This window comes from uncultured Sulfuricurvum sp. (assembly GCF_937936435.1).
GTDB lineage: Bacteria > Campylobacterota > Campylobacteria > Campylobacterales > Sulfurimonadaceae > Sulfuricurvum.
The window spans coordinates 1-26,353 of record NZ_CALDDG010000122.1 but is presented as its reverse complement, the minus strand read 5'-3'; the positions used below and the strand labels follow the sequence as shown (position 1 = coordinate 26,353).

At 45.2% G+C, this 26,353-nt stretch carries 24 protein-coding genes and 1 pseudogene; 18 read left to right on the top strand and 7 right to left on the bottom strand.

What is annotated here, in order from left to right; all coding sequences use genetic code 11:
• Positions 1–46 precede the first annotated feature (46 nt).
• The gene (locus Q0389_RS11415) at positions 47–706 is read right to left on the bottom strand and encodes a hypothetical protein (RefSeq protein ID WP_298694251.1); all 660 of its coding nucleotides are present in this window, start codon (positions 704–706) and stop codon (positions 47–49) included.
• A gap of 160 nt (positions 707–866) precedes the next feature.
• On the opposite strand from Q0389_RS11415, the gene pyk reads away from it, so the two are divergent.
• Positions 867–2,363, top strand: a complete 1,497-nt coding sequence (pyk, locus tag Q0389_RS11410; RefSeq protein ID WP_298694249.1) for a pyruvate kinase — start codon at positions 867–869, stop codon at positions 2,361–2,363.
• 101 nt (positions 2,364–2,464) lie between these two features.
• Positions 2,465–3,181 carry a carboxy-S-adenosyl-L-methionine synthase CmoA gene (gene cmoA / locus Q0389_RS11405; RefSeq protein ID WP_298694247.1) on the top strand — a complete coding sequence of 239 codons (717 nt, stop codon included), beginning with the start codon at positions 2,465–2,467 and terminating at the stop codon, positions 3,179–3,181.
• Here the strand turns inward: cmoA and Q0389_RS11400 are convergent.
• Together Q0389_RS11400 and nth are read right to left on the bottom strand one after the other, a co-directional pair.
• On the bottom strand, positions 3,178–3,396 hold the full coding sequence (locus Q0389_RS11400) for a hypothetical protein (RefSeq protein ID WP_298694246.1): 219 nt from the start codon (positions 3,394–3,396) through the stop codon (positions 3,178–3,180). The genes cmoA and Q0389_RS11400 overlap by 4 nt on opposite strands.
• Positions 3,397–3,411: 15 nt before the next feature.
• Positions 3,412–4,059 carry an endonuclease III gene (nth, locus tag Q0389_RS11395; protein WP_298694245.1) on the bottom strand — a complete coding sequence of 216 codons (648 nt, stop codon included), beginning with the start codon at positions 4,057–4,059 and terminating at the stop codon, positions 3,412–3,414.
• A 153-nt stretch (positions 4,060–4,212) separates the two neighbouring features.
• On the opposite strand from nth, the gene Q0389_RS11390 reads away from it, so the two are divergent.
• From Q0389_RS11390 to Q0389_RS11380, 3 genes are all read left to right on the top strand, one after another.
• Positions 4,213–6,123 carry a response regulator gene (locus Q0389_RS11390; RefSeq protein WP_298694243.1) on the top strand — a complete coding sequence of 637 codons (1,911 nt, stop codon included), beginning with the start codon at positions 4,213–4,215 and terminating at the stop codon, positions 6,121–6,123.
• 9 nt (positions 6,124–6,132) lie between these two features.
• On the top strand, positions 6,133–8,049 hold the full coding sequence (locus Q0389_RS11385; protein WP_298694241.1) for a response regulator: 1,917 nt from the start codon (positions 6,133–6,135) through the stop codon (positions 8,047–8,049).
• Between the two features lie 92 nt (positions 8,050–8,141).
• A complete protein-coding gene (locus tag Q0389_RS11380) occupies positions 8,142–8,984 on the top strand; it encodes a peptidylprolyl isomerase (protein WP_298694239.1) in 843 nt (280 codons plus the stop codon).
• Positions 8,985–9,046: 62 nt separating this feature from the next.
• Here Q0389_RS11380 and fbaA read toward each other — a convergent pair whose 3' ends face one another.
• On the bottom strand, positions 9,047–10,129 hold the full coding sequence (fbaA, locus tag Q0389_RS11375) for a class II fructose-bisphosphate aldolase (RefSeq protein WP_298694238.1): 1,083 nt from the start codon (positions 10,127–10,129) through the stop codon (positions 9,047–9,049).
• A gap of 80 nt (positions 10,130–10,209) precedes the next feature.
• On the opposite strand from fbaA, the gene Q0389_RS11370 reads away from it, so the two are divergent.
• Both Q0389_RS11370 and Q0389_RS11365 read left to right on the top strand, forming a co-directional pair.
• The gene (locus tag Q0389_RS11370) at positions 10,210–11,583 is read left to right on the top strand and encodes a M23 family metallopeptidase (protein ID WP_298694236.1); all 1,374 of its coding nucleotides are present in this window, start codon (positions 10,210–10,212) and stop codon (positions 11,581–11,583) included.
• Positions 11,584–11,614: 31 nt separating this feature from the next.
• Entirely contained in the window at positions 11,615–13,201 is a 1,587-nt protein-coding gene (locus Q0389_RS11365; protein ID WP_298694234.1) for a methyl-accepting chemotaxis protein, read from the top strand.
• On the opposite strand, the gene Q0389_RS11360 is transcribed toward Q0389_RS11365, so the two are convergent.
• Positions 13,191–13,487, bottom strand: a complete 297-nt coding sequence (locus tag Q0389_RS11360; protein WP_298694233.1) for a cupin domain-containing protein — start codon at positions 13,485–13,487, stop codon at positions 13,191–13,193. The two genes, Q0389_RS11365 and Q0389_RS11360, sit on opposite strands and share 11 nt — an antisense overlap.
• A 63-nt stretch (positions 13,488–13,550) precedes the next feature.
• Between Q0389_RS11360 and Q0389_RS11355 the strand changes: the two genes are divergently transcribed.
• From Q0389_RS11355 to Q0389_RS11305, 11 genes are all read left to right on the top strand, one after another.
• Complete coding sequence (locus Q0389_RS11355) at positions 13,551–14,057, top strand: shikimate kinase (RefSeq protein WP_298694231.1); 507 nt, start codon at positions 13,551–13,553, stop codon at positions 14,055–14,057.
• On the top strand, positions 14,057–14,476 hold the full coding sequence (locus Q0389_RS11350; protein ID WP_298694229.1) for a DUF255 domain-containing protein: 420 nt from the start codon (positions 14,057–14,059) through the stop codon (positions 14,474–14,476). Before Q0389_RS11355 ends, Q0389_RS11350 begins: the two co-directional genes overlap by 1 nt.
• Positions 14,477–14,487: 11 nt before the next feature.
• Positions 14,488–15,780 (top strand): histidinol dehydrogenase, encoded by a 1,293-nt coding sequence (gene hisD, locus Q0389_RS11345; protein WP_298694228.1) that lies wholly within the window; start codon positions 14,488–14,490, stop codon positions 15,778–15,780.
• Positions 15,781–16,029: 249 nt separating this feature from the next.
• Positions 16,030–16,668, top strand: coding sequence for a 4Fe-4S dicluster domain-containing protein (locus Q0389_RS11340; RefSeq protein ID WP_298694226.1), 639 nt, complete (start codon positions 16,030–16,032; stop codon positions 16,666–16,668).
• Complete coding sequence (gene nrfD / locus Q0389_RS11335; protein ID WP_298694223.1) at positions 16,668–17,567, top strand: NrfD/PsrC family molybdoenzyme membrane anchor subunit; 900 nt, start codon at positions 16,668–16,670, stop codon at positions 17,565–17,567. Before Q0389_RS11340 ends, nrfD begins: the two co-directional genes overlap by 1 nt.
• 14 nt (positions 17,568–17,581) lie before the next feature.
• Positions 17,582–20,974 (top strand): molybdopterin-dependent oxidoreductase, encoded by a 3,393-nt coding sequence (locus Q0389_RS11330; RefSeq protein ID WP_298694222.1) that lies wholly within the window; start codon positions 17,582–17,584, stop codon positions 20,972–20,974.
• A gap of 94 nt (positions 20,975–21,068) precedes the next feature.
• Positions 21,069–21,686 carry a molecular chaperone gene (locus Q0389_RS11325; RefSeq protein WP_298694220.1) on the top strand — a complete coding sequence of 206 codons (618 nt, stop codon included), beginning with the start codon at positions 21,069–21,071 and terminating at the stop codon, positions 21,684–21,686.
• 38 nt (positions 21,687–21,724) lie between these two features.
• Positions 21,725–22,771, top strand: a complete 1,047-nt coding sequence (locus Q0389_RS11320) for a 4Fe-4S binding protein (RefSeq protein ID WP_298694219.1) — start codon at positions 21,725–21,727, stop codon at positions 22,769–22,771.
• 2 nt (positions 22,772–22,773) lie between these two features.
• Entirely contained in the window at positions 22,774–23,217 is a 444-nt protein-coding gene (locus Q0389_RS11315) for a hypothetical protein (RefSeq protein WP_298694218.1), read from the top strand.
• Positions 23,214–23,705, top strand: a complete 492-nt coding sequence (locus Q0389_RS11310; RefSeq protein WP_298694216.1) for a hypothetical protein — start codon at positions 23,214–23,216, stop codon at positions 23,703–23,705. Before Q0389_RS11315 ends, Q0389_RS11310 begins: the two co-directional genes overlap by 4 nt.
• 20 nt (positions 23,706–23,725) lie before the next feature.
• Positions 23,726–25,534 (top strand): diguanylate cyclase, encoded by a 1,809-nt coding sequence (locus Q0389_RS11305; RefSeq protein ID WP_298694214.1) that lies wholly within the window; start codon positions 23,726–23,728, stop codon positions 25,532–25,534.
• Here the strand turns inward: Q0389_RS11305 and Q0389_RS11300 are convergent.
• Entirely contained in the window at positions 25,531–26,040 is a 510-nt protein-coding gene (locus Q0389_RS11300) for a phosphatidylglycerophosphatase A (RefSeq protein WP_298694213.1), read from the bottom strand. The genes Q0389_RS11305 and Q0389_RS11300 overlap by 4 nt on opposite strands.
• Positions 26,041–26,049: 9 nt before the next feature.
• Positions 26,050–26,353, bottom strand: a pseudogene (locus Q0389_RS11295) (sulfate adenylyltransferase); the annotation flags it as partial.

The following is a 26,353-nucleotide window of genomic DNA, read 5'->3' as shown; positions in this document are numbered from 1 at the left end:
GCAGATATTCGCTTAAGTGTATAGTAGCAAAAAAATCATTTTCTCGTTAAAAGAGATGTTTCTTTTGCGGATTGAGCCATTGCTCTTTCGGCGGAGGGATAATGGCCCCTTTGCGCATCCAGATCAGATAGCCGTGACGGTCGATATTATGTTTGTCTTTAAAACTGTGCAGGGTACTATGCCGAAACTCGCATTTTTCCAACAGGGCATGAAAATCCTCGTGCCGGTGTAAAAACGCTTCTAGTGATTCATAGGCACTGTCGGAAATAATGACGGTACTGATGATAAGATTCTTAATTTCGATGAAGCGGGCGCATTCGTTTAACCCGTCCCCGACAAAGTTTTCATTACCGAGAATGTCTTCGAAACGGTGTACCTTCCCGGTATGTACGGCAACGCGTATACCCCGAAAATAGGGGTAGTCTCTGGCGATCAAATCGGAAAAATGGATGAATGAAAGTCCTAAAATAGGACCGAACCCTTTGAGATCGGGATGGAGGATACAATAAAAGCCGTCTCCCGTGGGAATGATCCCCTGCAACATATTTTTCATCGGAATTCCGGATGCTTTGAGCATTTTTTGGATCATTTTTTTATAGGTTAGCGAGAGATACGAGATGATCTCAAGCTGTTCATCCATAGAAAGACGTGAAAAATCGATAATGTCGATGAGAACGATATCGGTTTCGATGGCATTAAAGGGCATTGGATTCCACTGTGATTTGATTTTAATATCGATGGACTTATTGTATAGAAGATGACCTCTTAAAACCCTGAGAGTTTACCGATAGCAAGAGTGCAAGGCAAACAGATAACGTATTGAAAATGTGCTACCATTTGCAAAAATATTCTCATAGGTATTTAGAATGCAAAAACGAACAAAAATATTGGCGACCGTCGGTCCCGCTTCCGATAAAATCGAAATCCTCTCCGCAATGATCAAAGCGGGCGTGAACGTTTTTCGTCTCAATTTCTCTCACGGAACTCACGAGTACCATTTAAACGTGTTAAACAACATCCGTACCGCGATGCGAGAGACGGGACTGCTGGTAGGTGTTTTGCAAGATATCAGCGGCCCGAAAATCCGTGTCGGAAAACTTAAAGAAGATTTTTATTTCGAGATCGGCGATAGACTCGATTTTTGGTACGAAACGATCGAAGGGGAAAAAATCGGTGAAAATCATTACCGGGTATCGATCAATCAAAGCGATATTTTGAAACTGCTTAAAAAAGATGATGCCATCTATCTTTACGACGGTACGATTCGGGCTAAGATCGTAGAAATACACGACACGCATGTCGAAGCACTCATTGAAAACAAAGGAAAACTCACCTCTAATAAAGGGATCAATTTTCCAAATACCCGTTTGGGAATCGATATTTTGACCGAGAAAGACAAATCCGACATCGCTTGGGGGGTTGCCAACGGTGTCGATTTTATGGCAATTTCGTTTGTCCAAAACGCTCAGGATATGATCAATGCCCGTGATGTCGTCCGCTCATGCGGCGGAGAAGTACAGCTTATCGCCAAAATCGAAAAGTTTGATGCGGTAGATAATATCGACGAGATTTTGCGCCATTCGGACGGAATCATGGTTGCGCGGGGAGATTTGGGGATCGAGGTTCCGTATTTCCGCGTTCCGACCATTCAAAAAATGTTGATCGATAAGGCCAATGAACATTCAAAACCGGTTATTACCGCGACGCAGATGTTATTGTCGATGACTGAAAAAGAGTCGGCGACCCGTGCGGAAATCAGTGACGTCGCCAATGCGGTATTGGACGGGACGGATGCCGTCATGCTTTCAGAAGAGAGCGCAATCGGGCATAATCCCGTTTTGGTCGTTGAAACGATGGTTAATACGATTCGGGCGATTGAAGAGATTTATCCGTTTGGAAAATTCGATTTCGGCTATGACGATTCCATGGACAGGGTCAACGAATCAGCAGTCCGTTTGGGGGATTTGCTCTGTGCCGAGGGGATTATTGCCATGACGACATCCGGACAATCGGCTAAAAAACTTTCGCGATACCGTCCGAAGATGACGATCTATGCTGCGACACACGAAGAGAGAGTTGCACGGCTTCTGACGATGGTATGGGGCGTGGTCCCGGCATATTTGACGAAAAAAGGGCGATTGGAAGAGATGCTCAGCGATATTATCCATAGCGGATTAAAGCGGGGAATTATCGATAAGAACAATACGTATATCTTTACCGCAGGCTACCCTATCGGGACGCCGGGGACGACCAACGTCATCCGGATCTTGCGCGAAAACGAATTAACCTTTTTCGGCGAAACGAAGTCCGTTCCGGCTAAATCGAAGAAAACGGAAGAGAATCCGATCCCGACCCTCTTTTAAATATGGACTGAAAAATGCTTTAGCCTCTTTCGAGGGGCCTGCGTGTTTGTTTCGTCACATACCGCCCCTCGAAACTTTCTCCTTTACGCTACAATTTCAGTATGAAAACCGATACCCTTTTTACCAAGCCTATTTCCAAACAATTTGAATTCGATGCGGAAGTCGCCGCCGTATTTGACGATATGCTGCTCCGTTCCGTTCCATATTACAAAGAGTCTCAGTCTCTGACCCGCCGTTTTGCGATTAATGCGTTGGAAAACGGCGGAATCGTCTACGATCTCGGGTGTTCGACCGCTTCACTGTTATTGGAAATTGAGAGAATGGTGGCAAAAACTGAAAATGTACGATTGATCGGAATTGATAATTCTGCGGCTATGATCGAACATGCCCGTAAAAAAACGGAAGCATACGGATCTTCGATAGAGTTGTTTGAGGGGGATATCCTCACATTCGGATATGAGAAAGCGCAGGTTTTTATCAGCAATTATACTCTGCAGTTCATCCGTCCGATGGTTCGTGACGGCTTAGTACGCACTATCGGGGAAAACTTGAACGAGGGCGGAGTCTTTATTTTTAGCGAAAAAGTGGTGAGCGAAGATCCGAAATTAAACAAAGAGCTGATCGATTGTTACTATGATTTTAAAAAAGTACAAGGGTATAGCGAATACGAAATCGTCCAAAAACGCGAAGCGCTTGAGAATGTTTTAATCCCTTATACGATGAATGAAAATATGCAAATGGTAAAAAATAACGGATTTAAAAGCTGCGAAGTATTGTTCCGGTGGGCAAATTTCGCCACCTTCATTGCCATCCGTTAACGGACACTCCCTTTTTCCGGATTCTGAGCCGGTTGCAGCGCATCGGTGATCTCTTTGTAATCCACTAGGTTTTTATCACATTTTTTATGATAGTACCCTTGTGCGTCATAATACTCTTCACAGTCGTTATAGTAGCGTAGACTGATGCCGCGGTCGTTAAAACATCCGCTCAATCCGATGAGGGCAAACAAGATTAAAAAAGTATGCGTTTTCATACGGCTATTGTACCATTATCTGGGTTTAAAGCCGTCTGTACTTTTACAGAATTCACGCAAGAAACACTCGGTGTCGCATTTCGGATTTTTAGCGGTGCAGATATAGCGGCCGAAAAGAACCAGTCCCTGATGAAGCTGATGGAGATTGGTTTTAAATTTTTTAACCAAAGTCGCTTCCGTCTCGATAGCACTGAAATCGTCGCTAAGCCCAAGCCGGTGGCTTACCCGGAAAACATGGGTATCGACCGCCATCAGATTGGCTCCGGTGTATTCGATCAAAACAACATGTGCCGTTTTCTGACCGACACCCGCCAACGTCACCAACTCTTTTTCATCCAGGGGGACTTCACCGCCGTAAACCTCGACGATCCGTTTGGCCATAGCAATAAGATTGATTGCTTTATTATTGAAAAATGAGCAGCTTTGGATGAGCCGTTTGATATTTTCGATATCGGCACGTGCCAAATCAGCTGGAGTGGGATAGGCTTCGAATAGAGCCGGAGTGATGAGGTTGACCCGTTTGTCGGTACATTGTGCGGAGAGTGCGACGGCGATGACCAACTCGAAGGCGTTAGTGTAGTCCAGCTCGGTGACGGCATCGGAGTAGCGTTCCAAAAGGGCTGATTTAATCGATTCTATCTCTTTTCTGGTCGCTTTTTTCATCCGCTGCATCCGTTTTTTGGTGCTATTGTAGCATGATCGAAAAAAAAACATAAGTGCGGAGTTTTTGTGTTACAATAAACGATTTCCATAACTATTATGAGGTCAGGGGGAAGAATTTTGGGCTTATTGCGAGTGATTCAAAATTTTTTTGGTATGAACGATCAGCGTTTTGCTTCGGAGAGTGAGCAAAGTATTAACAAAGAGCTTTTTTACAAGGTGCTCGACACCGATCACGATCCGTTGCTTTTTTTTACGAAGGAGAACGGATGGATCGGCGCAAATAAAGCATTTTTCGATTTGGTTCCGCTGGATAACATCGAACAGCTTCGAAACAATCATGAAAGTATCCGCGAACTTTTTGACCATGAAGACGAAGAGGTTTTTACCGAATACGACAAAAGTTGGCTTGATTATATCCGGACACATTGTCCGCAAGGGTACGGGTTGGGAATCGTTGATCAAGAGGGGGTGATGCATACGATGTCGGCGACCTCTACTCTGATAAAAGAGGGGGGAAGCGACTTGTATCTTCTGCGTTTGGAAGATCAAAGCAACCTCGTCGAACTCAAAGCCGAAGTGGTTAAAGTCGAGCAGCTTAAAAGCAAGTTTCTCGCCAATATCGGACATGAGTTTCGAACGCCGATGAACGGTATTTTAGGGTTTGTCGACTTGCTTTCCAAAACCTCTCCTTCCGATACTCAGCTGGAATATATCCATTCGGTACAAGGATCGGCCCGTAATTTGATGTCCAATATCGAAAATCTGCTCGATTTGGCACAAATGCAAAACGGCCGTTTAAGTATCAGCAAAAGTGAATTCAATATCGTCTCCGAAATGGAAGAGTTGGCTCGCGGAGCCGTTTCCATGGGTCGGGACAAAGGGGTCGGAATCCTTTTTTTCATTGATCCGAAACTGCCGACTTATGTAACGGGCGATGTCCGTAAAATCAAACAGGTCATTAACAATCTTTTTAACAATGCCCTCAAATTTACCCACTCCGGCGGACGGATAACGATTGAGGTTAAACTTCTCAAACGCAATACGACGGGTACCTGCAATATCGGCTTTACGGTAAAAGACACCGGAAAAGGGATCAGCAAATCCGACCTTAGTTACATTACCCGTCCGTTTGTATCCGGCGATCATGCCGACAATCGTCTTGGGGTAGGGCTTAGCCTGTCTCACGGACTTATCTCACTCATGGGCGGAGAGCTTAAAATTACGAGTGACGAGGGGAAAGGCTCATCGTTCAGTTTTGCCCTGACTTTAGAGGGGTCTTCCGACCATGCAATGCAGATGATTAACGGTCATAGCGTGAAAGTGGTTTTGATCGACGATAAAAAAGTCGATGATGCCAACCATTTGACAAACTATCTTCGCAGTTTCGGTATCAATGTGACAAAAACTCAGACGATCGACGAGTCGGTTTTTAATGATGCCGAAGCGGTATATTTGATCGCTTCTCAGGATAAGAGCGACTGGACTATCCAGCTTGCGCATTTCAAGCGGGAGTGCAAAACGATTCTTCTTCTCGAAGAGCATGAACGGCTTCAGGCGAAGATGCTGCATATCGTCGATTATTCCCTCTCCAAACCGCTTCTACCGACCTCTTTGCTCAACCATTTGGTCGCAATTCTGGCAATTCCTCAGGCAGCTCCCGTTTCTGCTCCGCAAATACAGCGCGGAGTCAGCGCTTTGGTGGTCGAAGACAACCTGATTAATCAGCGTCTGATTAAATTGCTCCTAAAAGAGTACGGAATTTCGGTCATTGCGGTATCAAACGGGGATGAAGCGGTTGAAACGTGTCGGGCACATACGTTCGATATCGTATTCATGGATATCGATATGCCGATTAAAGACGGTATTCTGGCCACACAGGAGATTAAAGCGGAAGAAGGGCCGGCACGGATAGGCAAAATGCCTATTATCGCGTTGACGGCATTGGCGATGGAAGGGGATCGGGAATATATTCTGGGCAGAGGATTGGATGACTATCTCTCTAAACCGTTGACACGGGAAAAACTCGAATACATCCTTCAAAAATATTTGCACGCCAAAGTATAAGGGGCGAAGATGGTTTACACAGAGAATTTTGCAGAAGACTTTGCACAGTGGATGGGATTGTTAACATCATGCGGGCACCTGCACAGCGACCCGTTTATCTATACGGACATATCGGGCAAGGTGATCGGTTGTAATGAGGCCCTGATCGAATTGTTGGGAGTGGATGGAGTCGAATATGCTGATCCTGTGGAAACGTGGTTTGCACCGCAAGGGGTAAATTTTTCTTTTCTTCTGACTCAACCCGGCGATTACAGAGGTAAAATTCTTACCCCATCGGCAGAATATGACGTCGCAGTAAAATCCGAAGCGGTACTGTTGGGCGATACGCCGTTGATCGGGATCGTCTTTAAAGATACGTCCGTCATCGAACGTGCACGTGCCGCAGAACGCTATTTCGAACATTTTAAAAAGAAATTTTTGACTAATATCTCGCATGAGTTCCGTACTCCGATGAATGCGATTATCGGATTTACCGATTTGCTCAAGAGCAGTCCTCTCAGTTCGTGGCAGCAGGAATATGTCCAATTGACGGGTCGAAGCGCACAGTCTATGATGCGAAATATCGAAAATCTGTTGGAGCTGATGCAGGTTGAAAGCGGAAGCATTCATACGAATCTCGCATTGTTCAATCCGATGGAAGTATTCGAAAGTTTTTCGATGCAGTTTTGCGATTTGGCTCTATCCAAAGAGATCGAACTCATGTTTCTCATCGATCCGCATTTGCCGAAGACGATGGTAGGGGATCAGGATAAAATTCTTGCTATCTTGCGAAATTTGATTCAAAACGGGATTAAATTTACCGAAGAGGGCGGTCGTGTTTTAGTAGAAATTTTGATCGTCAAAGAAGAAGCGAATTTTATCGAAGTCGAGTATGCGGTCAACGATACGGGGATCGGTATCGAAAACGAGAAAATCAAAACCTTGTTGCGCCCTTTTGCATCCGCATGGGAGAATCAGCGCAAAGGAAAAGACGGATTGGGAATCGGTTTGAGTTTGAGTCATAAATATGTGGATATGATGGATTCTCATCTGATGCTGGCTTCCGAGAGCGGCAAAGGGTCACGTTTTTCATTTCGTGTCATGCATCAACTGAACGAAGAAGGGACGTTCGATTTTATCAGCGGTACCCGGGCCGTCATTTACACACAGGAGTTGCAACTTTCGTCGCAAGGGGCATTGCTGTACAAATATCTGGAACGTTTTAACGTCGAAATCACGGCGATACACGAGCTTGTCAATACGGTGCTGCATGAGAGCGACGTTCTCTTTTTGGATCTCCCTCATGTCTCCAAATCACAGATCGACGCTATCAAATCTACCTATCCGACGCTGTGTGTCGTACCGATTATGAAGCTGAACTACGGCGAAAAGGCAAACGAAGTGATCGACTCGGTCGATTCTATCGTGACACTGCCTATTTTACCGAGTTCGCTGCATAAAACTTTGGCGGTGATCTGGAAAACGATGCCTAAAGAGTATATTTCGCATAGCCCTGAAGCACAGACTATCCCGAAAGCCGAAAATATTAAAATCCTAGTCGCCGAGGACAATCTGATCAACTTGAAACTTTTAGAGACGATTCTTTTACAGGAGCATTTCCGTGTCGTAGCCGTCGATAACGGTCAAAAAGCAGTCGATGCCTATCTCAAAGAACGGTTTGATTTGGTATTGATGGACATCGATATGCCGGTGATGGACGGATTAATGGCGAACCGATTGATCAAAGAGATCGATAAACGGGATAACCGCGGATTCGTTCCGGTCATTGCGTTGACGGCGCATGCGTTGATCGGAGATCGGGAACGGATTGTCGCGGCAGGATTGGATGCCCACTTGGCTAAACCGATCGATAAACATTTCTTGTTGCAGACAATGGACCGCTATCTAAAAATCGCGCAACAAAAACGACAAAATAATACCGTTTAATATTGATTGTTTTTTGCATACTATACTCACAAATGTATTATAATGCCGAAATCAAAATTGCCCCGCTACGGGGTAAACACACAAGGATAACAATGAAGCGATATTACACCGCTTGGGTTTTGGGTTTATTATTAAGTGCTCCGATCGTGTCGGCCAGCGTTTTAGCAACCGTCAATGGGGACGAAATCACATCCGAAGAGGTTAACAAAGTATTGATGGAAGGGACTCAAGGTCGTTTTGATTCTCTTCCGGCAGATAAGCAAAACGAATTGCGCCAGCGCATTATCGAAGGGATGATTGCACAAGAACTCGTATATGACGATGCACAAAAAACGGGAGTCTTAGACTCAAAAGATTACAAACAAGAATTCGATGCTTTGGTCGATCGTTTGAAAGTGCAGTTGGCAGCCAAAGTCTGGGAACAACAACAATTCGAATCGATCAAAGTCGATCCTAAAGAGGTCAAAGCGTATTTTGATGCGAATACGGACGAGTTTGTCGATAAAGAAAAAATCCATGCGCGTCATATTCTGGTGAAAACCGAAGCCGAAGCACAAGCGATCATCAAAAGTATGAAAAATTTGACAGGCGACAAACTCAAAAATGAATTTATCGCTCAGGCAAAAGCCAAATCAACGGGACCGAGTGCGGCTAAAGGCGGGGATTTGGGCTATTTCCCGCGCGGACAAATGGTACCGTCGTTTAACGATGCCGCTTTCGCGATGAAAGAGGGGACGATCTCGTCTACTCCGGTACAAAGCCAGTTTGGATATCATGTTATTTATGTCGAAGATAAAAAAGCGGCGAAAAAACTTGGATTCGACGAAGTTAAAAACTTTATCGAACAACGGTTGAAAATGGATAAATTTAAAGCCTATATGGATAAAAAAATGGCTGACTTACGCGCAAAAGCGAAAATTACTTATACTAAATAATCTCTCTTTCTCTGCTTTATTATCGATTTCCCTTTGGGGGAAATCGTCTTATCCTCTAAGCTTTAATTTCTATCAATAGCATTCAGATCGTTAAACGCTGCTTTGACACGAGCGATCAAGGTTTCTTGACCGCTACGGAGCCATTTGCGAGGGTCGTAATATTTTTTATTCGGTTTCTCATCCCCCTCTGGATTTCCGATTTGCCCTTGGAGGTAATCTTTGTATTTTTCATAATAATCTTTGACCCCTTCCCAGGTTGCCCATTGGGTATCGGTATCGATGTTCATTTTAATAACGCCGTAGCTGATTGCTTCACGGATCTCTGCATGAGTCGATCCTGAACCTCCGTGGAAAACGAAATTCACGGGTTTATCCGAAGCGGTATGGAATTTTTCTTGAATATATTTTTGGGAGTTGTTGAGGATGACCGGAGTCAATACGACATTGCCGGGCTTATAAACGCCGTGAACGTTTCCGAACGATGCGGCGATAGTGAAACGGTTGCTTACCGCACTGAGCTTCTCATACGCATAAGCGACATCCTCAGGCTGTGTGTAGAGAAGGGCATTATCGATACTGCTGTTATCTACACCGTCTTCTTCTCCGCCGGTAACACCGAGTTCGATCTCCAGTGTCATCCCGATTTTATCCATCCGTTTCATGTATTCGACACAGGTCGCGACATTTTTTTCCAAAGACTCTTCGGAGAGGTCGAGCATGTGGGAACTGAAAAGGGGTTTTCCGTACTGGGCGTAGTGTTTTTCTCCTGCATCGAGGAGGGCGTCGATCCACGGAAGAAGTTTGCGTGCGGCATGGTCTGTATGAAGGATAACCGGGATACCGTATAGCTCCGCCATGGCATGAACGTGCATTGCTCCGCTGATCGCTCCGGCGATAGCCGCTTTTTCATTTTCGTTACTGAGCCCTTTTCCGGCGTAATAGCTGGCGCCGCCGTTTGAAAACTGAATAATGACGGGAGAATTGACCAGTTTTGCCGCTTCCAAAACACCGTTGATGGAATCGGTACCGACAACGTTAACGGCTGGAAGGGCAAATCCCTCTTCTTTAGCAATTTCAAATAGTTTTTGAACATCATCGCCGAATACTACTCCGGGCTTTATCACTTCTAAGATATGTACGGACATCATTTTACCCCACTGTTAAAATAGACGATATTATATCCTTAGAGCAATAATGTTAGAATTAAATAAAAAGGGGTAACGAGTTGGGTCGAATCATCGCTTTACTCTTGATCATTTTCGGATTAGTGAAAGGGGCATCGTCTCCTCTCGTTTTTGAAACTTTAGTGACTCCGTTGCAAGAGAGTGCAGCTTCTATCGAACAGTTAAGCCGCAAGCCGATTATGAAACCCAATCAGCAATTGTTGAGAAACTTTTTGAGCGGAGTGGAAACGACGCTGGTAATCGGTCAGGAACTCTCCGGTGCCAAAGAGATAGATAAACAGGTATTAAAGAGCTATCTAAAGGATTTAAGAGAACTTTCTCATACTAAAGAGTCTATTGATCAGTTGTACCGAAAAACACTGGACACGGCGATGGCACAATCGGATAAAACAAGTTTTGAAGATTTGGTTTCCGTCTCGTTGGAACCTCTGCATCATCCTCGGATCCGTTCGGCAGTTATTGCGTTTTACCAAAAAAACTACCCGAATCATTCGCTCAAAAGTGTCGAAGCTTTATGCGATGAACAGGAACTCGAAGAAAAAAGTATCCAAACCGCTATCGATCAGGAACAGGCGTATGAAGAACATCTACGAATTTTAAAACGCTCCGAAGTCTCTGCGATCAAAAAAACGGCGCAAATCGGTTCGCGAAACAGTGTGATGGTAAGTGCGGAACCGACGGCAGAGGGAGGATTCGTTTTCGAAGCGGAAAACGTTAATCCATATACCGTGACGATGAGCATCGATTTTGAGATACTGAATAATCTTAAGGCATCGGAAAAACTTCCTCTGTTTGTCGAAATCCCCGGAAAAACCAAGAAAAAAGTATTGGAACTTTCGCGGATTTCATCCATGAACGGGATTAATTACCGATCCTCATACGGATGGGTGAGAGGATCGGCTTTTGCCGTGCATCAGGATGATTATCTCTATAAACTTCCGTTTGCAAAAGGCTCCGATGTCTTCGTATCTCAGGGATATAACGGTGAAACATCGCACAAAGGACTTTCTGCTTATGCCGTCGATTTTCCGGTTCCTGTGGGAACCCCTGTGTATGCTGCGAGAGCAGGGACGGTCGTTGGAGCGGAAAGCCGTAACAATCTGGGCGGAACAAGTGCCGAGTATCGCCAATATGCCAATTACGTTATTATCGAGCACAGTGACGGTACGATGGGGAACTATTACCATCTGAAACAGGGGGGGGTAGCGGTCGCGATCGGTCAAAAAGTGATGCGGGGCGATTTACTCGGATACTCGGGAAATACGGGATACAGCAGCGGTCCGCATCTCCATTTCAGTGTCAGCAAAGTGGACCCGATCTCTATGCGTCGCCCGATGAATCTGCCGATAAAGCTGCAAACCCTGCAGGGAATCGTGACTTTACCGCACAAAGGTGACCGTTATACGGTACAATAAGAGTAGTTTTATTTATAATGGGGTTGTCGTAATGTTTAATACCGTAAAATCAAAAGTTATTGTTACCATCTTAATTTTCGGCATTACAGGACTTGCTGCTGTCTATTGGTATTTGACGGCTACATTCAATACGTTTTCCAACGAAACGGCTAAACGTTCACTCAATATGCTGAGCGAATCGATATTTCAAACTTTGACGGGGAGTATGTTGGCGGGTGATCCTGCCGTTGTTGCCGAAACGATTGAAAAAGCGCAGAAAATTGAGGGAATTTCTGCCCTGAAAGTCGAAAAATCGCAGGCAGTTATCGATTTGCTTGCCCCGGACGCAAAATTTACCGATGAAGTATTGATTAAAGAGGTATTCAAAACCAAAAAACCTCAAATCATCGAGAGTCATGACGGAGGGCATACTATCCGTCTTTTACAGCCGCTGATCGCAGAAGAAAAATGTATGGCATGTCATACGAATATACAGGTTGGGCATGTATTAGGGGTTATGGATTTGGTAATCTCTCTGGAAACAAACGATACGGAGATCGGAAAAACCGAAACAATATTGCTGATCTCTTTGAGTATCGGCGTCGTCTTATTTGTTTTTGTTCTCAATCTTTTCTTTGGAAAAGAGGTTTTGACCCCGTTAGAAGGGCTGCGTAACCGTATCGGCGATTTGGTAAGCGGCGATAAAGATTTGACTAAACGGTTGGATGTGACTAAAAAAGACGAATTCGCCGAGGCTGCAGTTGCGGTAAACCGTTTTGTCGAGATGGTACAGGAGACCGTCAATCAGGTCAAAGATCTCGGAAAACAAAATGCGGTTATCGCAACAACGATTACCGATGCGACAAAAGCGATTTCAAGCGGTGTTGAACAAGAACGCCAAATTGTAGAGTCGACAACACAGAAAAGCCACTCGATCAAAGAGATTCTATCCGGGGCAATCTCTATTTCCGAACAGACACAGCGCAATGTCGCTAATGCGAACGGGGAACTGGTCACGGCCAAAGATGCCCTGTACCGTTTAGTCAGCGAAGTAGAAGGATATATCGAAACGGAACACGAGATGTCGTCGCAGCTCATTTCACTGCGCAACGATGCGGAGCAGGTCAAAAACGTGTTGGGCGTCATTAAAGACATTGCCGATCAGACGAATCTCTTAGCATTAAACGCGGCAATCGAAGCGGCGCGTGCCGGCGAACACGGACGAGGATTCGCCGTAGTTGCCGATGAGGTGCGAAAATTGGCGGAACGGACGCAAAAAAGCTTGACGGAGATCGAAATCAGTGTCGGAACCATCGTACAAGCCGTTAATGACGTCAGCGACAAAATGGGTGAAAATGCCAATAATATGAATGAATTGACTGTGATATCCAATGAAGTAGAAGATAAAATATCGGCTACCTCTTCAGAAATGGAGCGCTCCGTTGCCGTAGCACAGCGTTCGTATAATGACTCGGTAGAAGTGGTAGGACATATCGAATGGATCATTGAGAAAATTTCTCAAATCAATGACGTTTCGGAAGGAAACAAAAAAAGTGTCGAGCGGATAGAGCACGACTCCAAACAGCTTTTGGACGTAGCCCAATCGCTTTCAGCTCGGATCAATGAGTTCAAGAGCTAAACACTGCCAACCAAAGGGCATCGTCACTTGTGGCTAAAACACGGTGGCGTACGTGTTGTTTGAGATGAAGAGAATCGCCGGCGCTTAGCGGTATCTCTTCTCCTTCTACTTCCAAAAGAGCATTTCCCCGGACCAATACTACCCATTCATCTTCTTTCTGGTCATACATTTCCCCGGGAGCAGAGAGTTTGGAACGAATTGCTTCAATCTTGATCGTAGATGTTTGATAAAGGGTAAAAAAGCTCTCTTCACCTTCTTTGGGATTGCTGATTTGATAGATATTCACAGGGACACTCCTAAGTTAATGCATGATATGATTGCACCATTATATGATTAAAGTGTGTTATAAATGAAAAATATTGTACTGATCGGTTTTATGGGTGTCGGGAAGGGTTCGGTTGCCCGTGAAATCGTCAAACAAAGCGACATGATCGCCCTTGATACGGATGATATTATCGAAAGTATGGAAAATCGGCGTATCAAGAAAATATTTGCCGAAGAGGGTGAAGAGTATTTTCGGGCGTTAGAGCGCAAAGTAGCTTTATGGCTTCAAAAAGAGGTAAAAGGGACGCTGATTTCGACAGGCGGAGGATTTTTCAAAGTCCCTAATCTTTCGAAAATAGGGACGGTTGTATTTTTATCCGCTCCGTTTGAAGTGATTTATCGACGGATTCTCGAACATCCGGACGCCGAAAAAAAATTACGCAAACGCCCTTTGTTTCAAGATGTCGAGAGAGCGCAAAAACTCTATGAAGAACGTGCCGTATCGTACAAAAAAGTGGCAGATATTATTATCGACGTTCAAGATAAAACGATTTCCGATATTGCAAAAGAGATTCTAAAAAAGGTCAAATAATGAAAAAAATAGTGCTAGCTCTTCTCTTTTCAGGCGCTTTGGTATTCGGTGCCGGAATCAAGTGGGAAAAAGATTACAACAGCGCCGTAGCAAAAGCGAAAGTACAAAATAAGCCGATCATGTTTATTGTATCGAATCATAATTGCCATTTTTGTGTTCAGTTTGAAGGGACAACGTTGAAAAATCCCCAAGTTGTTGAAAAACTCAATAAAGATTTCGTCAGCGCGGTAGCGTATATCGATGAAAACCCCTTGTTTCCGCGACAGTTATTTGTACCGGGTACACCCGGGACATGGTTTTTAAAACCGAACGGCGAACCGATGTTTGAGCCGATCATGGGTGCGGTCGAGAGCAGCGACTTCATTAAAGCTTTAGACATCGTCAAACAAGAATATGCTAAAAGCGCTGTGAAAAAGTAAAAAGGATAGCTATGACTCTGATTAAAACCGATGATGCAAATTTTGAAGCGGTATTCGCGGAATTGCTGGGGCGGGGTAAGATGGACATGGAACATGTCTCTTCAATCGTCAAAGGGCTAATCGATGAGATTCGATCCGACGGCGATGACGCTTTGATCCGTCATATCGGCAAATTCGACCGATGGACTCCGGATTCGGGGGGAGAACTGCGTATTGATCCCTTGGAGATGAAACGGGCGTATGACGCTCTGGAGCCGACGCTAAAAAGTGCTCTTCATTTGGCATATGAGCGTATTCGCTCTTACCATGAAAAACAACTTCCGAAAAGTTGGTTCGATACCGAAGCTAACGGGACGATTTTAGGGCAAAAAGTAACTCCGGTCGATCGTGCCGGCCTCTATATTCCCGGAGGAAAAGCCGCTTATCCGAGTTCCCTGTTGATGAATGTCATACCTGCGCAGGTTGCGGGAGTCGAACATATCGTCGTCACTACACCGACACCGGATAACGAACCGAACGAGTTGTTGTTGGCGGCGTGTCATTTGTGCGGGGTGAGTGAAGTATTTAAAGTCGGAGGTGCCAGCGCAATTGCGGCTATGGCCTACGGTACTCATACGATTCCGAAAGTCGATGTGATTACGGGACCGGGTAATATTTTCGTAGCGACGGCGAAAAAAATGGTGTTTGGAGAAGTGAATATCGATATGATCGCCGGACCGAGCGAAATCGGGGTATTGGCAGACGATTCGGCCAATCCTAGCCATATTGCTATCGATCTCCTCTCACAAGCGGAGCATGATGAGATGGCAAGCTCTATTTTAATCACGCCCTCACGAGAGTTTGCCGATGCCTGTGCTGTCGAAATCGAGGTGTGGCTCAAGAAACTTCCCCGCGAAGCGATCGCTCGCAAATCGATCGAAGAACGGGCTGCGATCATCGTGACGGAATCAATGGAAGAAGCGGTACGTCTTATGAATGAGATCGCACCGGAGCACTTGGAAGTTGCGACGGATAATCCGTTTGCATTGCTCCCTTCGATCAAACATGCCGGAGCGATTTTTCTCGGGCACTATACCCCTGAAGCGATCGGTGACTATGTAGCAGGACCGAATCATACCCTTCCGACGGGAGGGACTGCAAAATTCTATTCTCCTTTGGGAGTCGAGAATTTTATGAAAAAATCTTCTATTATCTCTTTTTCCCGTCAGGCGATTAATGAGATCGGCGAAGCATGTGCCCTTATCGCCAACACAGAAGGATTGGGTGCTCACGAAGCTTCCGTCCGATGCCGCTTAGATAACTAAAATCAATAAAACTTTATATCTTGTTCAATAAAATTTCCCCTTTTCGGGGAAAGTCTCCATTCGGTTACAAATATCAAAAACTTATAGCAAAACAGGGTTGTCTTTTAGTTTCAGTTAAAGCTATTTTGGCTACCATGAACCCAGCAGAAATGCCGTCAAATGCTTGTAATCACGGTATCGAATAATAGTTATTCATGTTACTTATGACATGAAAAATTCTGTAGTGTGAAGCAGGAATAAGGAGAATAAATGCAATTAGGTTTCTTGGTAGACCTTCACCTATGTATGGGGTGCAAGGGCTGTGAGATCGCCTGTAAAGTGGAAAACGAAGTTCCTCTTAGTACATGGCGTCTTCGTGTCAAATATATAGATGTGGGAACGTTTCCTGAGACCAAGCGGACATTCACGCCGCTGCGTTGTAACCATTGTGCCAACGCACCGTGCGAACGTATTTGTCCGGTTAGCGCGCTTCATTATTTGGAAAATGGGATTGTCAATATCGACAAAGAGCGTTGTATCGGTTGTGCAGGTTGTGTAATGGCATGTCCTTACGGTGCTATCTATATCGATCCCCAAACGCAGACGGCGGATAAATGTACATATTGTGCCCACCGTATCGCCAGTGCCATGATGCCTTCGTGTGTTGTAGCCTGTCCGGTTGAAGCCAATATTTTCGGTGATTTGGATGATCCGACTTCCAATATCAGTAAATATATTCAGTCGCATCAAGGCGATGTACAGGTGCGCAAACCGGAAAAAGGGACCGATCCTCACCATTATTATGTCGGCGGTGGCAACGTTCAGCTTAATCCGTTGGCATCTGAGCGTGTCGAAGGGCATAACCTCTTTAATAAACTTACCCATCTTCCTGTAGGAGGGCACCACTAATGGTACATGAAACACTTGCGGCAACCCATGCGGTTGTAACACTTGATGTCGCTCTTCCTGGAATTGTATGGGGTTGGATTATTACTATGAATATGTGGGCAAAGAGTGTGGGGACAGGGATTATTTTCCTCGGATTTTTCTTGTTGAAAAAATATCCCGAGCAAACGGCATTTATCCGTTTTCCGATTGTAGCGGTTTCAATCGTTTTCATCCATATTTTCCTTTTCTTTACCGTAATCGATTTGCATCAGATGTTCCGTTTCTGGCATATCTTTGCTCATCCGCATTTGACATCGGCGATTACCGTCGGCGCATGGATGGCAACCGCTTTCGTCGGATTGCTTTTTGCAATGGCGTATGCGATTTATATGAAAAAAGATGTTGCGCTGTACGATAAGCTATTAGGCTGGACAACTCTTTTAGCCATTCCGGTAACACTGTATACCGCAGGTTTGATGGCGGAATCGACGGCTCGCGAATTATGGCAAATGCCGACGGAAGCGGCACAGATGATTCTTGCGGCATTACTGGCGGGATCGGCAACGATGATTTTGCTCGGCGGAAACAAATTTTCCGATCCGGTTAAACGCGATCTTGGCATCGTATTAGGGTTGAGTGCATTTGCAGCGTTTATTTTGTATATGTCCGAATATATTTTCGGCGCTATGAAAGCTGAAGAAGTAGCGGCTACTTTGGCATTTGTCAAAGGGGGCGAATATACCGTTATGTTCTGGATCGGTCAGGTGATGGCATATTTAGCGCCGATGGCATTGATCTGTCTCAGTTTGAAAAATCAATCGTACTATTTGTTAAAGATCGCTGCCGTGTCGGCGCTGGTCGGTTTGTGGGTAGCCAAACATGTATGGCTTGTTATTCCGCAATTGTTAAACATGAGCTAAAGAGGTAGGGTATTATGTATTTAGAAAGTAGAAGAACATTTTTAAAAGGGACTGCAATTACCGTCGCCGGCGCCGCGATCGCGAAAGGTGTCTTTTCAACGGATGCGGTTGCTGAATCGGTAAACAACAGTAAATTTACCAACACGCCTGATACGCTCTCTTTTTACCCTCCGTTGGATCAATGGGAAGGGTTCCAAGAGCTTGACGGTACGGATTGGAAACGCGGCGGTATCAACCGTCACGGCGTACAAAGCGAAGAAAACCCTGACGGTATTTTGGTACATGATTTTATGATCGTTCCGACGGCATGTTCGAACTGTGAAGCATCATGCGGTTTGACGGCATGGATTGATAAAAAAACCTTTACCGTACGCAAATACATGGGGAATCCGCTTCATGCCGGATCTCGCGGACGCAACTGTGCGAAAGGGTATGCGACTCAGTCACAAATGTACGATCCGGATCGTATCCCGTTCCCGTTGAAACGTGCTCCGGGTTCAAAACGGGGTGAAGGTAAATGGATCCGAACCACGTGGGATGAAGCGATGAGCACCATCGGTAAAAAGATGGGCGATACGATTCGAAAAGGGGATGAACTCTCCCGTAAATCGGTCATGTATCATATCGGACGCCCGAATGAAAACGGGTTTGTGCCGAAAGTTTGGGAAACGTTGGGACTCGATTCTTACAACTCCCATACGAACATCTGTTCGGCTAACGGACGTACGCCATTAATTCAATTTGCAAATGATGACCGTACCAGTCCCGACTGGGCAAATGCAAAATTGATTTTCCTGAATTCTTCACACGCAGCGGATGCGGGACACTATTTCCAACAAGCGGCGGGATTTATCGCCGATGCGCGTAAAAAAGGGGCAAAACTGGTCGTAATGGACCCGCGTTTGTCTAACTCTGCCGGTATTGCCGATCTATGGCTGGCGCCGTGGCCGGGAACCGAATCGGCGATTTATCTATATTTGGCAAACCGCATTTTGCATGAGAACCTTGTCAACCGCGCTTTTGTTAAACGTTGGTTTAACTGGGATACGTTGATGAAAGACGATGAATATCTCAATTTTATGGTGAGCAAAGGGTATATTTCACAGCTTCCTACCGGACGCGATTTTGAGAGTTATCTGGAACTGCTAAAAGAGATGTATTCTCCGTATACCCTTGAGTTTGCAGTCAAAGAAACCCATATTCCTGCGTACAAACTCGAGAAACTGTACGATATGTTTATTTGGGCGGAAGATGCGATTTCGACATACGTATGGCGTGCAACGGCAGCGGGTAACCGAGGCGGATGGATGAACGGTAAGGCGGTATTCTTTGTGACCGGTTTACGCGGAGCGGTTGGTAATGTCGGTGGAACTGGAATGTATCACTGGCATGATATTGCTGTAGGCGGAAAAGGGGGAAGTGCAACAGTCGGTCAAGGGAAGTCGGGTAAAGACGTACCGAAAGTCAATGTTTGGAACGAATTGACATGGCCCCCTGAATGGCCGCTCTCGACCTATGAACTTTCATTCTTGCTTCCGCATTTGCTCAGCGATAAAGCATGGCAGAAAAAATGGAACGATCGCGGTTTGAACGTACCGAGTAAATTGGCTGTATACATGCCGCGTATGTATAATCCGGTATGGATTAATCCGGATGGTTTCCGCTGGTTGGAAGTGTTGAAAAATGAAGAGATTATGGAATTGACCATTAATCTTTCTCCGGTATGGTCTGAAACCAATTGGTATATGGATTATGTCCTTCCGACAGGACTGGCGGGTGAACGGCATGACCAACACTCTGAAGCGACAATTCCGGCACGTTGGACGAGTTTCCGTCAACCGGTTTTGCGTGTTGCACTCGAAAAATCGGGCTGGAAACCGAAAAATCCGGCTCGCGCTACTTTGGAAGCGCATATTAAGGCCGGTTTGGGCGAAGTATGGGAAGAGAACGAGTTCATGTTCGACCTTTGTGTCAATTATATCGATCCGGACGGAACTCTCGGAATCAAACAAATGTGGGAATCGAAACGTCATCCGGGCAAACCGGTCACGATCGCCGAGTGGTACGATGCCGCATTTGGGGATAACCTTCCGAAACTGTACGAGACCGTAATGAATGACGAACGTTATACGAAAGAAGAATTTCCGGTGTATGCGTATATGCGTGACCACGGTACATGGCTTGAAGAAGATAAAATCTATAACGTCCAAGAACGCGAATTAAAAGTGGAAGAGGGCAAAGTAGAGTCGTATGAGCACAAATACGATGCCGCTTCGATGAGCGTCGATGCCAACGGTATCGTTTCGGTCATGGATGACAGCGGTAAACCGAAAAAAATCGGTATCCAAATCGACGGTAAAAAAGTACAGGGATATACAACACCGACCCGTAAACTCGATGTCTATACCCAATGGGTAGCCAAAGAGTGGAAATGGCCGGAATACGCGATGGCAATCTACCCTCGTAACGATAAAGAAAAAGCCGAAATGGTACATATCCTTTCACATGTCAACCATTTCTATATGAAAGAAGATAATTCGTTTGCGCTCAATACGGTCTTCCGTTTGCCGTATAACATTCACACCCGTTCGGCTAACTCCAAACATTTGATGGAGATCAGCCAAAACCACGATCCGATCTGGATTTCGACCAAAGATGCACAGCGCCTCGGATTCAAACGCGGTGATGCTATTCGTGTTCGAATCGTCGATACTGTATCCGGATTGGAGAGCGGACATTTCGTTGCGATGGCTATTCCGACGGAAGGTGTATTGCCGGGTACCTTGGCGTGTTCACACCACGGCGGACGCTGGAAATTGACCAATGCGGTTAACATTCCAAACGGTGTAAGCGACGGTAAAGTAGCACCCGGTGCCGCACCACGCGATTTGACCAATAAAGAGTTCTTGAACGAATCTCCTGCAAATGCGGGTAAAGAAGGGGCTCAAACTAAAATCGACGATTACAGCGGTACGACCGGTATCAACAGTTTCGGTGTTCCGGTTGCTGAGATCCAAATGGACGGCAAAGAGGGTAAACTCAAATACGTCGAGGGGATCAAACCGTTCGAATCCGAGCGTTTTGCCGAGTATAACCGCGACAGCGGAAATATCTGGTGGGACGGCCTTTCGGGCTCATGGCAAAATGCGGTTGCCGCAGCGCATCCGGACCCTGTTTCGGGTATGCACTGCTGGCACCAGAAAGTATTGCTCGAACCGGCACAGGCAGGTGATAAAATCGGAGATATTTTCGTTAATTATGAAAATAACTTTAAAATCTACCAAGCGTGGAGAGACGATCTTACGCGCGGTTTGGACTCCAATTCTAAATTGCGTAGACCAAAACACATTTTCCGCCCATGGGTCAAACTCGATGCTGCGGCGTATGATGTGAACATCAAAGGGTAATTCCTTTCTCTTCTCTGTCTAATAAGGACATCTAAAGGGCTTTTCAGCCCTTTAGGCTACAATCCTATAATCACTTATTAAAGGCCTAACCGTTATGGATGAGATCATTGCTCGAAGCAATATATATGCATTACTCTCTCGAATATTGCTCCAAGAACTGGATAACGATGTCTTGGAAACACTTAAAAACGATCCGACTGTTTTGGAGTTTTTTCCACATTGGAAAGAGTGGGAACCCCGAAGCAAACTTTCGAACCAAGAGATATTGGAGGGGTATTTGAACCCCGATTTTACCAATCTTTCGATCTTGCATCTCGTACCCTATGAGACGTTTTATACCCGAAGCGATCAGATGATCGAGACGGGAGGCGCTAATCCTGTGACCGACATTTACAGCGCCTATGATTTTTTGGTCGATTATGAAGTGGCACGTGTCGTCTCTGCCGACCATATCGGGATCGAGATGGAGTTTATGTACCATTTGTGCGAAGCGCAACGCAAAGCGATGAGTGAAAACGATACCGATGCAATAGCCGAATTGCAAAACGTTCAGTATCGCTTTTTGAACACGCATTTGTTGCAATGGGCACCGATGTATCTCATCAATATGAAATACGAATCGCGTACACCGCTCTATTACGATGCTGCGGAAATGGCATTGGAGTTTATTTTATCCGATCATGAAACATTGAGTGCTTTGGCCGTATCGTGAGTTTGTTAGCCTTTTCCCCTTCAAGATGCGTTCGTGCGTTGAGTACGAATTCCGAGTGCCGCCATTGCGAGCAGATCTGCCCGAGCGGTGCAATAACGCTTACAGGACGGCTTCCCTCAATTAACCATGCGTTGTGTGTCGGGTGTGCAGGGTGTGTCAGCGCTTGTCCGACGGAAGCATTGAATCTGGATGATTTTTCGCCTACCGAGTTTTTCTTTTCTTTTGTCGCGTCGCAGGAGAATATCATCTCCTGTCAAAAGAATGTCCCTTGTATTGCGGCATTGAGCACGGAATATCTGGTGTCGCTGAGCGGATTGAAAAAAGGGTTGGTTCTCGATACAGGGCACTGTTTTGAGTGTTCGATCGGCGAAAAAGTGCTTGAACACATCGAACGGATGAAAGACGATGCCAATTATCTTCTCGAAGCGATCGAGTCTCCGTACCGAGTACTTGATGAAAAGCTGGGTCATTCGGGTGAAGCCGAAGAGGAAAAAGATCGGCGCGATTTTTTTAAAACTTTTCATCTTAAAGGGTTGGGAAAAGTCCGTCAGGATTTCGAGAAAGAGATAACGCGAACGACGGATGAGTTTATCGAGTATACGATCGATTCGTCTCACACGTCGGGATTGCGGACGAAGAAAATAACGGATCGCCGCAAGCTTTTTTTCACGGCATTGAAGCGGAGCGAAAGACCTTCGCTTTATCATGTCGTTGATGCCGAAAGAATAGGGTTTACCTCCCAAAAACTGATGGATGAGACAAAATGTACGGCATGCGAAATGTGCTATCGGGTATGTCCGACCGGAGCACTGACATCTGATATCCGTAATTCGAAGATCGACTTTGACCCTTTTTTGTGTGTCAAATGCCATCTGTGTCATGACGTATGTGCAACAGATGCTTTGAGCGTATCGAGTTCCTATAATCTTAAAGAGTGGTTTGAACCGGCAGTCCAAAATCTGGTGACGTTCTCGGTACGCCGATGTGACGAATGCGATGGACTTTTCAGCTCGGTGGCGGGTGAAAAGGTTTGCCGACGCTGTCAGTTGGAAGAGGAAGAAGCGCGTGAACTTTGGGGGTTATGAAAATGATGAATAATGACAACAGTATTACAGCCGAGACCAAACTCTACGGCTATATTGCCGAAGAGGCGCACAGCAGCCGTTTCTCGGTAACGTTGAACAAGCTATATAAAGAGAACCGCGTTAATGCCATGATGATTCCGATGAACATCCGTCCTGACGATGTCGTCTTTACAATCTCGCAAATGCGCAGTTCGAAATTAAACGGTGCTATCATCGCAAACGAATATCAGGAAGAGGCTTTTGCCCTAATGGATGATCTGAGCGAATCTGCGGCGGCAAACGGTCATTGCGATTGTGTCCGCATCGAAGAGGGGAAATTGATCGGGGATCTGATAATGCCCGAAGCGTTGCAGCGATATGCCGATCGAGATGATTTTCCCGATGAGATCGCAATGCGTTCTATGTGCCATTACTTTTATGAACTAACTACAGGAGAAAGAGTATGAATCCTCAAGATTTAAATGATTTGAAAGCGGAATTCGATCAGTTTGTACGTGAAAAATGTGAAAGCGGAGAATGTTTGACTTCGGAAGAAGGCGAATCGGATACAGAGCCGGTTCCCGCATTCGTCGACGAACTAAGCGACCGACTATTGGCTCCCTATCACAGCGGCGTCTATTTTTCCCGTCTGGATATCAAACGGGTTGCCGAAGCGATCGACGAATCGATCCCGATCAGCGAACGAAAACGGATGATTAAAGCACTCTTTCGCCACACGGTGAAAAAAGCATATCTTCGAGCAGCTTTTGATGAATTCAACCGTCATTTCGGCGGACGAATTTTGATCTACCGAGAACTTTCAGAGGCATTTCCGGCATCAAAAGCGATTTTTGACGCGAATATTGATAAAATCAAAAAAACGCAGAAAATGCTCGATCAGATCGTAGAAGATTTCGAAGAAATTGAGCCGACGGATGATCCGATGATGGTCTAAGAAACAATTAAAGGGCTGAAATGAACTATAAGCTTCGGGTACAGTTGATAATCGCTCTAATCGTTATCGCCGTATCTTCAGTCTTTACTTTTTTTTATATAGCGAATGAGGAGCGTTTTTCAAGCGAACGCTCCGAAAGAGCCTCCGAAAATGTCAAAATGGCGTTTGATACAATCGTTAAAGATGTAGAACATTTTTATGTTTTCAGAGCTTATGCCAATATGCGTTCGAACGGTATTATCGATGCGATGAAAAAAAAAGATTCGCAGGCGTTATACCGTCTGACCCTGCCTCGATATAAAACTCTCCGAGAAGAAAACCCTTATTTAATCATTATGCAGTTTCATGCGGCTGACGGACATTCGCTGATCCGGATGCATCGCAAAGAGGAGTACGGAGACAATATCGCGTTAAAGCGGCCTATGTTACGATCGGTACATCGGACACACCGGATGATTTCAGGATTTGAATGGGGAGTGCAAGGACTCGCATTTCGGGTTATCGTTCCGGTAATAGATCGCGGAGTATATTTAGGTGCGGTGGAATTTGGAATCGATACCAAATATTTTGTCGATAAGATCAAAAAAGTGACCGGATCGGATAATCTGCTGCTGCTGCACGAGAATATGCTGGCGGCTGCCGATAAATCACGCTATAAAGCGGGCATCGGCACGTATCGATTCACTTCGATTAGTGAGGAACAATGGCCGATTATTTATGCCTATATCGCGCACGATCCCTCTCTAGCGCCAAAAAACATCCGATATTCACGTAAAAACTATGAGATTAATCCGATTTTTTTGAAAAACGGAGAAAATCAAAATATCGGTGTTATTCTGTGTATCGAGGATGTCACCGGAGGGTATCAAAATACGATCGAGACCTTAACCGGGGCTATTGTCCTCACTCTGGCCCTTGTCGGATTATTTTGGGGCCTTTTTGAATATGCTTTCGGTATGCTGATCGGCAAAGTGAATTTGCAGGAACGCTATATCAAAACCATATTGGATTCACAGAAAAATATCGTGGTCGTAATAGAAAAAAATAAAATTATCTATGCGAATCAATCTTTTTTCGATTACTTCAATTACAGCAATTTAAAATCGTTTTATGCGGAACACGAATCAGTAAGCGATTATTTCGAAAAAGGCAATTCAGGAGAGTATTTACAGCCGCTGAATGAGGGGCTGACATGGATAGAGTATCTTACTTATTATCATATCAAAGAGCATAAAGTCAAAATGGCGGTAAACGGAGAAATTTCTACATTTACGGTTCATGCACAAACGATGATTTATAAAAAACAGACACGTTACGTGGTTGTTTTTACCGACATAACGATGCTCAACGAATTGGCTACAAACGATATCCTGACACACGTTGCGAACCGTTTTCAGTTTGATAAAGTGCTAGAACATTCGATATCGCTATCGGAACGCTATAAACGTTCGATGTCGATTATTCTCATCGATATCGACCATTTTAAAGAAGTAAATGATTCTTACGGTCATCTTGTCGGAGACGAGATATTGAAAAAGCTGGCTTTGCTGCTGAAAGGGGGAATCCGTAAAAGTGATTCCGTCGCCCGGTGGGGAGGAGAAGAGTTTACGATCTTACTTCCGGATAATGAGCTTTCATCGGCATCGAATCTGGCGGAGACATTGCGCAAAAAAATAGAAGAGAGCGATTTTTCTCCTGTAGAGAGGCTGACATGTTCTTTTGGTGTCGTGCAATGGCGAAAAGGGGAAGACGGCGACTCGTTGATGCGCCGTGTCGATGAAAAACTCTATGAAGCAAAAGAAGCGGGTAGAAACCGCGTGGTCAGTTAGAGAAGAGCTGATTTTAGAATAATCTGCCAAACGATTGCCGCCGTAATGCCGGCGGCGAATCCCGCGACGATATCATCTCCCATTACGCCTAATCCCCCTTTGGTTTCCCGGTCGATCCGACCGATAATGGAGGGCTTTTTGATATCGTAAATACGAAAAAAGAGAAAGCTAAGAAAGATTTGCAGCGCAATGCCGTTTTCCCAATGAAGCAGCTCTTGAAAACCAAAACCGATTCCCGGTGCAATCGAGAGGGCAAACCACATCCCTGCCAGCTCATCGATCACGATACGGCTGTCATCATGATGCAGTGAAATGCTTTCATGGATATTGATTTGTTTAATCGCGATGACACTGATCAAAATCGCGGCTAAAAAGAGAGTCTGCGGTCCAAGATAGAGCAAAATCGCTACACCCAGCGGCAAAGATACAAGTGTCCCTGCCGTTCCGGGAGCTTTAGGCGAGAGACCGCTGTAACCGACCGTCAAAAAAAACCATCGAAGGTTCATAATTCTCCTTTAGGTGAGTGAAGTAGTTTGGTAAAGCCGCATAAGTTCGACGTAAAAATCTTTTTCGCTATGCTCTTCAAGAAGGCCGTTGACCGGCATAATATCGTAATAAAGTTTTGCAAGGTTTTTAAATCGTTTCGGATACAAAGAAGAGACGATCATCGCGGAGATCTCTTTACGTACCGGTACGGCAGGCGGGAGAAGCCCTTGCTGCATTAGCTCCAAAATCGATTCGGAATGGTATGAGATATGGTGATGATGTCCGTGCGGACATGTTTGGACACTGACGAGGGTTTTACACTGATTGCAGTAG

Excerpts from the sequence above, each read along its gene's own strand:
- Q0389_RS11315 (WP_298694218.1), top strand. The coding sequence starts at position 22,774 with ATGATGAATAATGACAACAGTATTACAGCCGAGACCAAACTCTACGGC.
- Q0389_RS11385 (WP_298694241.1), top strand. The coding sequence starts at position 6,133 with ATGGTTTACACAGAGAATTTTGCAGAAGACTTTGCACAGTGGATGGGA.
- Q0389_RS11305 (WP_298694214.1), top strand. The coding sequence starts at position 23,726 with ATGAACTATAAGCTTCGGGTACAGTTGATAATCGCTCTAATCGTTATC.
- Q0389_RS11300 (WP_298694213.1), bottom strand. The coding sequence starts at position 26,040 with ATGAACCTTCGATGGTTTTTTTTGACGGTCGGTTACAGCGGTCTCTCG.
- Q0389_RS11340 (WP_298694226.1), top strand. The coding sequence starts at position 16,030 with ATGCAATTAGGTTTCTTGGTAGACCTTCACCTATGTATGGGGTGCAAG.
- Q0389_RS11365 (WP_298694234.1), top strand. The coding sequence starts at position 11,615 with ATGTTTAATACCGTAAAATCAAAAGTTATTGTTACCATCTTAATTTTC.
- Q0389_RS11415 (WP_298694251.1), bottom strand. The coding sequence starts at position 706 with ATGCCCTTTAATGCCATCGAAACCGATATCGTTCTCATCGACATTATC.
- Q0389_RS11390 (WP_298694243.1), top strand. The coding sequence starts at position 4,213 with ATGAACGATCAGCGTTTTGCTTCGGAGAGTGAGCAAAGTATTAACAAA.
- Q0389_RS11355 (WP_298694231.1), top strand. The coding sequence starts at position 13,551 with ATGAAAAATATTGTACTGATCGGTTTTATGGGTGTCGGGAAGGGTTCG.
- Q0389_RS11380 (WP_298694239.1), top strand. The coding sequence starts at position 8,142 with ATGAAGCGATATTACACCGCTTGGGTTTTGGGTTTATTATTAAGTGCT.
- Q0389_RS11325 (WP_298694220.1), top strand. The coding sequence starts at position 21,069 with ATGGATGAGATCATTGCTCGAAGCAATATATATGCATTACTCTCTCGA.
- nrfD (WP_298694223.1), top strand. The coding sequence starts at position 16,668 with ATGGTACATGAAACACTTGCGGCAACCCATGCGGTTGTAACACTTGAT.
- Q0389_RS11330 (WP_298694222.1), top strand. The coding sequence starts at position 17,582 with ATGTATTTAGAAAGTAGAAGAACATTTTTAAAAGGGACTGCAATTACC.
- Q0389_RS11310 (WP_298694216.1), top strand. The coding sequence starts at position 23,214 with ATGAATCCTCAAGATTTAAATGATTTGAAAGCGGAATTCGATCAGTTT.
- nth (WP_298694245.1), bottom strand. The coding sequence starts at position 4,059 with ATGAAAAAAGCGACCAGAAAAGAGATAGAATCGATTAAATCAGCCCTT.
- Q0389_RS11400 (WP_298694246.1), bottom strand. The coding sequence starts at position 3,396 with ATGAAAACGCATACTTTTTTAATCTTGTTTGCCCTCATCGGATTGAGC.
- Q0389_RS11350 (WP_298694229.1), top strand. The coding sequence starts at position 14,057 with ATGAAAAAAATAGTGCTAGCTCTTCTCTTTTCAGGCGCTTTGGTATTC.
- cmoA (WP_298694247.1), top strand. The coding sequence starts at position 2,465 with ATGAAAACCGATACCCTTTTTACCAAGCCTATTTCCAAACAATTTGAA.
- pyk (WP_298694249.1), top strand. The coding sequence starts at position 867 with ATGCAAAAACGAACAAAAATATTGGCGACCGTCGGTCCCGCTTCCGAT.
- fbaA (WP_298694238.1), bottom strand. The coding sequence starts at position 10,129 with ATGTCCGTACATATCTTAGAAGTGATAAAGCCCGGAGTAGTATTCGGC.
- hisD (WP_298694228.1), top strand. The coding sequence starts at position 14,488 with ATGACTCTGATTAAAACCGATGATGCAAATTTTGAAGCGGTATTCGCG.